The organism is Bacillus sp. BC05(2025), assembly GCF_056725905.1.
The window spans coordinates 89,769-95,802 of record NZ_JBWYRA010000014.1; the positions used below are offsets into that span (position 1 = coordinate 89,769).

A 6,034-nucleotide genomic window follows, 5' to 3' on the forward strand; every position below is an offset into this window, starting at 1 on the left:
ATTAAATAATGTTTAGATAGCTAAAGCCATACATGGAGCCGATAGTGAATATAGTTGTCCAAACAGCTAAGCTAACAGTCATCCAACTTACCACTTGTGTCCGAGAGGAACCAAATGTTAAAGCTAAAACAGCGGCAATATCAGTACCGACAAAAATTGGCGCAAGAAGTGCTAGACCTGGAATACCGTATCGCTCCCAAATTTTTCGGGATCTTGTTTCTTGTTTGGAGGGAGCCGTAATTCCTTTTGTTTTTCTCCTTTTTTCTCTCAATGCGTAAAATTGCTTAAAGAAAAATCCTAGCAGTAAAACTAAAAGCAAGTTACCCGTAAAAGCCACTATTGCAACTCCAAGCGGCGGCAGTCCCCATGCCACACCGATAGGAACTACAATAGATACATCCATCCAAGGAGCGAAAGCAACAACGAAAATTACAATGAATTGCCAGACAGTCGTTTGGTCTTGTGCCCATTCAAGCATTACATCACCTCCTTTTTAATACTTATTTAAATTACGAATCGTCAGCAAATAGCTGCTTTTCGTCCTAGGGGTTATACAGGAAAAAAATAAAAAAAGTAACTAGCAGAATAAATAAAAATATTGGAATAATAAGAGACCTTATTCAAGGAAAAAACTTCTTCTACTGTGACTTGAAAAGCCTTGGCAATTTTTAAGGCTAACGTTCTGGAAGGTGCATGATCACCCTTTTCAATTAATCCGATCTTTTGTCTTTTGGTCCCAATTTTTTTAGCCAAATCTTGCTGAGACCACCTGTGACGTGCACGCAGTTCTCTGACTCTATTAATTAGCATTCCACTAGTCCTTTCCATAATTTAACTACGATTATAATAAAATAAGCGGTTAATAATGTCAATAATCCTTTGCATTTTGTAAAAAATAATTGCCTAAATGTATTTAGCAAATCATTTTTATGAAGTGAACTTTGAAAACGGGCCCCCACATCAAAACACTTAACCCATTTGTTCCCTATATTCCTTTAGGTACAGGTGGATTAAGTTTTATTGACTTCGCACACAATTGTTATTGCAGAAGCATAATACCGTCCTAATTATGAAGGAGATTATTTATGTTTAATTCATGCAATTATTTATAACAAAATGCAAATAATTATTTGCATTTCATAACACATCCATTACAATAAAGGTATTGAATCGATATAAGAAAGGGAAGTTTGAATGCTTGAAAATAGAGTTCGAGAATTACGCGCCCGTTTTAGGTGGACTCAGAAAGACTTAGCTGATGCAATTGGAGTAACGAGACAAACAATTGGATTAATTGAAAAAGGGGACTATTCCCCGTCAGTTACGATGGCATTAAAAATAGCCCAATCGTTTAATGTTTCTGTAGAAGATGTATTTTATTTAAAAGGGGAGGATTAATTCTTTATGTTGAATCATATTTTACGTTCACCATTTTTTCCTATGAGCTTATTAGTATTTATTACTGCATTTTTGCTACTTTCTCTAATGAATACACAGGTATTTCTGGCTAGATTATGTTTTGGAATTTTAATATTTTTTACGTTTGGATGGTCCTTATTTATAAATCTTTATAACCGAAAAAATCCTAAAAATAAGATTAAATCAATGAGCATAGTTCCACCGGAATTTCGCGAAATGGATGAAGGGCAACAGTGGGTAACATTTAAGGCTTGCCGCAATGTGTACATATACTACACCTTTGCTATTCCAGTTACTGTACTAATCTGTTTTATCTTTTCTCAAAATAATCTTGTTCCACTATTAAGCATTGGAGTATTAGGTATAGGGCAATACATTGTTTATTGGTTAACTACTGTTTACGTATTAAAATCTGTCTGAACAATACAAAAGTTCGAGAAGGAAATAAACAGTTGTAGCTTTTAAAAAGTCGTACCGTTTATCAAAAAGGTGTACCTATTCGATTAAAGAATTATAAAAAACATCTAGATATGGTATAGAGGAAACCATTTTGATTAAAGATTTTTCAAAATGGTTTCTTCTTATTTATCGTAAAATACGGGTTTGCGAGGTGTTTTGGATCAAACTTTATTTCGAAGCGATAAGAGCTGTGTTACGATAAGCAAATTTCTAACAAGGATTATGTAAATGAAAAGTTCCTATCGAAAATTTGAATAGCTTTTCATATGATTCTAGATACATTGATGCTGACAAGTGGTACTTTAATAAGACAGTTATTAATTAAACTTGATAAAAAAAATAGCCGATCCCTTAACGTACAGGGAATCGGTTATTTTGTGTCCAAATTGTGTCTAAACGTACAATTTTCCCGAAATGATATGGTGACTCCTAATTGTTAATTTGTAAATAGATTTCTTCTATTGTTGAATGATTTCTATTAAATTAGTCGTTGGTAAATAAAATCTATATCCTCCTGGATTACGTATAAATCGCTTGTTATCTGTAACACAGAATATATAGAAATTATTAACAATATAGAGATAAGTAGTAAGAACCATTTAGGAATTTTCAATCTTTTCCATATCAGGATTATTATCGAAAATAAGAGTAATAGAATTGTGTAAATAATTGATGCACATAATTTAAGTTTTTGTTGATCTAATTTATTTAGACTATCACGAAATCTCTCTAAGTATAATCTATTTTCGTCTGTTTCTTTTAGTGTTGAATTTGAATTTTTATAACTTATATCCCATACATAGTTATTATCTTTCTTTTTAACGCTATAAGTATATTCACCCACTTCTTTTTTAAAAATAATTTCTTCACTAGCTACAGTTTTTGTAATTGGGGTTAAAATTCCTATTAAACACAATATGATAATCAGTTTGCTCTTCATATCGATACTCCCAAAAATTTAGGATTAGTATTTAATCTATCTTTTTGTAATTCAATTGTATATTAGCATCACCTGTTAACTCCAAATATTTCACTGTATTTGGTTATATTTATGTCTTAATTCATATTCGAAACATTGAGTATTTCTACAATTTTATCTGCTTTCGAATTGTTTATAGAGTAGTATACCTCTAGCCCTTTTCTTTCAGCACGTAGAACGTTCCTTTTTAGTTTAGATAGATGTTGAGATGTTGTAGATTGTGGAATATTCAATATCTCTGTTAGTTGAGTTACATTTAACGTTTTCTTATTAGTTAATTCATTAATGATTTTTAGGCGTAATGGGTGTGCCATTGCCTTTAATAGTTCGATATCATCTTCGGGAATTTTGGTATCAATATTAGTATCTAGAATTCTATTCATAATATAGCCTCACTTTCTAATAATATTTTTTATTTGTAATATAAATATATAATGATAAATTTGTTTTATATGTCTTGAATTAATTATATGATTTTAATATGTATTTTGAGTGGAGTTAATGTGTGTTTATTATGAGTTTTTTGTAAATTCATAAATTATTCGCGGGCATTTATAGGAGTTAGTTAATATAAAGGTTAAATTTCATAAAAAAGCATTAAAGATATTTATCTTTAATACTCTTTGTAATAATAAGTTTTAAAATAAAATATAAACTATAACGTATTCTAATTATGGTATAATATAGCAAGTAACTGAAGGCGTGTGGTGGGAGGTTGCAGCCTTTCTTTCTCTTAATTTAGAGGGAAAGGAGGTGTAACCGATATGGAATTTTTACAACAATTATTACAGGACGCTACGAAACTATTCGTAACAGTGTTCATAACAACTTTTGCAACTGCTTGTGCTAACAAGTTAGTAGCAAAACGTAATAATAAAAGTAAAAGAACCACCCAGACGTCTGCCAAACGTAAGAAAGGTGGTTCAAAGAAAAAATAATTAAACTTTGCAATCTACCACCTAACGGCAGCAGTTACAAATTAGACGGGATGTTACCAGCATCTCGTCTTTTATTATTATGCTCATAGTTAGTGAGTTAAAACCTTTAACAAATGGTTTATCTCTACACTCTCATTATACATTTTATCTCATTGGAAAACAATATCATCTTATTTGGTATTTTTTATTATGAAATAATGATTGATACTGCTTAATAAATCCCTATTTTGGTGAACTTTTTTCAATTACTTCTTTCTTTTTATACATGTCTTTTAGTGTTTCCTCATTAATTTTTAAATCAGATTTATCAACTAACTTCTTCTATATATAGGATTGTCCTTTTTATCTTTTTATTCCCTTTATGATAAGTTGGGATGCATTGAGTTGGTGACTTGCACTACTTCAGCAAAATTATTTAATTCAAACTGATTCGAACACATCAGACATAAAGTAAAGTTTTAACAATTTCACTCTGTGCTGCAATCGAAGGTAACAAGTGCACAATGTCACCAGCATGGCTTGGAGGATCTCTTGTTCTTCTATCTCTAAGTTTTGCTATCTTGTCGCTCAATAGACATATACATAGAATTTCATGGTAAAATAGTAAATATTTTTAAATAAGAGGATGGAGGGTTTTTAAGTGAAACTTAGAAATATTTTTATGTTTTGTTTTTTGTTTATATTTACATTAACTATTGTGACTGGTTGTAGTTCTTCACAAACTTCCACAACTGTAAAGAATGGAAAGGCATCTTCGTCTTCAAAGAATGTGGAAATTGAAGTTGAAAATGCTGAATACGTATTACCATTAAATGGGTCAATGGGAGGAATAAATAAAGATAAAGTATTGAAATTCAAAGTGAGTTTGAAAAATAAAGGGGATAAAATGTTAGAGATATCACCTTATCTCTTTACACTATATCAAGGTGATGAAAAAATGAAGAAATATGATAAGGCTGATTCAGATAAATTACGTTTAATAGAATTAGAACCTGGTAAAAAAACATCGGGGATTCTCTACTATGAAGTGAATAAAGCCTCATCATATGAGCTCGTTTATTCCAATGAAGAAACAAAAAAAAGAGACGAGGAAACAGAAAAAGTTTCTTTCAAAATTGATACGCAAGAAATAGAAAAGAATACAAAAGACTTAAACAAACCAGCTGAAGTTCTAAAAGCCTATATAAATGCTGTTTATTATGATAAAGATATAGACAAAATTAATAAATTATCCGGTGAAGACGGAAAACAATTTACTCAAAATATACAACAAGAATTTAAAAAAGACGCAATGTCCAGTACGCATAATGGAATTAGTGATCAGGAATTTGAAAATTATTACAAAAAATTGAAATCTGTACTTCAGGAAAAAGTTACATTTAAAGTAAAATCAGTAGGTTCTTCTCCTGAGGAAGATAAAGTTGAAGTAGAATTAAAAGTGAAACCATTATTATTAAGTGAATTGCAACCAAAATTAAATAAGGAAAATGAAAGATTGCTAAAAGAAACTCCAGGAATCGAACAGTCCAAATTATTTAGCCAATCGTTTAGTTACTTCATATCTATTTTGCCAGAAGCAAAAGTTTCAGATAAAGAAAAAGTAATAAAGATTGAGATGGAGAGCTACGGAAAAGAACAATGGCGTTTTTCAAAAGATAAAGTAAGTGATTCAGAGGACGTAATGGAGATAATGGGAGAATTTTTAAAAGAATAGAAAGATATGAACGAAAACGAAGTTTGTAACAACCAAACTTCGTTTTTTCAATTTTATAATGACTTATAACAACTGTTATCTCCAAAACGCTAAAAATAAATTTCAGATCGATAAAAACCAAAGCTTCCCATTTTTGCATATATAATTATGTTTTACAGGTAATATAGCACATGCATATCTTCTGATTCCTTTACTTTCCTCAAATAAATAGGCATGTGCCACTCGTTTTTTGATTATTGCATTCTGTAACAAATCCATTTTTCTAATTTATGTATATTATTTAACTAATTCCCCCATTAATTTTCTGAGCTACTTTTAGATCTTTTGTTTTAAATCCGCTACTTATAGCCCATCTATAAAATAGAAATGAAACAATTGAAATAAGTACCATATCCCATCCGTAAGTTATAATATTTAAACCACCAAATCTTTCACTTCCAATGTACGATATACAAATCATAAATAATAAATACCCCACAATCCATAATCCAGCTAAAAAATTCTTCTTAAATCCAATCCATTTTC

8 protein-coding genes and 1 pseudogene are annotated in these 6,034 nt (G+C 30.4%); 4 read left to right on the top strand and 5 right to left on the bottom strand.

What is annotated here, in order from left to right; genetic code table 11:
* Window position 1 precedes the first annotated feature (1 nt).
* Window positions 2–478 (bottom strand): small multi-drug export protein, encoded by a 477-nt coding sequence (locus ACZ76X_RS26625; protein WP_479852213.1) that lies wholly within the window; start codon window positions 476–478, stop codon window positions 2–4.
* A 71-nt stretch (window positions 479–549) separates the two neighbouring features.
* Window positions 550–810 (bottom strand): helix-turn-helix transcriptional regulator, encoded by a 261-nt coding sequence (locus ACZ76X_RS26630; protein WP_479852214.1) that lies wholly within the window; start codon window positions 808–810, stop codon window positions 550–552.
* Window positions 811–1,194: 384 nt separating this feature from the next.
* Between ACZ76X_RS26630 and ACZ76X_RS26635 the strand changes: the two genes are divergently transcribed.
* Window positions 1,195–1,398, top strand: a complete 204-nt coding sequence (locus ACZ76X_RS26635) for a helix-turn-helix transcriptional regulator (protein ID WP_049113274.1) — start codon at window positions 1,195–1,197, stop codon at window positions 1,396–1,398.
* Window positions 1,399–1,404: 6 nt separating this feature from the next.
* Complete coding sequence (locus ACZ76X_RS26640; protein WP_479852215.1) at window positions 1,405–1,839, top strand: hypothetical protein; 435 nt, start codon at window positions 1,405–1,407, stop codon at window positions 1,837–1,839.
* A 517-nt stretch (window positions 1,840–2,356) separates the two neighbouring features.
* Here ACZ76X_RS26640 and ACZ76X_RS26645 read toward each other — a convergent pair.
* Window positions 2,357–2,818, bottom strand: a complete 462-nt coding sequence (locus ACZ76X_RS26645) for a hypothetical protein (protein ID WP_479852216.1) — start codon at window positions 2,816–2,818, stop codon at window positions 2,357–2,359.
* A 116-nt stretch (window positions 2,819–2,934) separates the two neighbouring features.
* The gene (locus ACZ76X_RS26650) at window positions 2,935–3,240 is read right to left on the bottom strand and encodes an ArsR/SmtB family transcription factor (protein ID WP_479852217.1); all 306 of its coding nucleotides are present in this window, start codon (window positions 3,238–3,240) and stop codon (window positions 2,935–2,937) included.
* Window positions 3,241–3,621: 381 nt separating this feature from the next.
* On the opposite strand from ACZ76X_RS26650, the gene ACZ76X_RS26655 reads away from it, so the two are divergent.
* Complete coding sequence (locus ACZ76X_RS26655) at window positions 3,622–3,795, top strand: hypothetical protein (protein ID WP_000395068.1); 174 nt, start codon at window positions 3,622–3,624, stop codon at window positions 3,793–3,795.
* A gap of 673 nt (window positions 3,796–4,468) precedes the next feature.
* Window positions 4,469–5,509: a DUF5105 domain-containing protein gene (locus ACZ76X_RS26660; RefSeq protein ID WP_479852218.1), complete on the top strand. Its 1,041-nt coding sequence runs from the start codon at window positions 4,469–4,471 to the stop codon at window positions 5,507–5,509.
* Window positions 5,510–5,789: 280 nt separating this feature from the next.
* On the opposite strand, the pseudogene ACZ76X_RS26665 reads toward ACZ76X_RS26660, so the two are convergent.
* Window positions 5,790–6,034, bottom strand: a pseudogene (locus ACZ76X_RS26665) (amino acid:proton symporter); the annotation flags it as partial.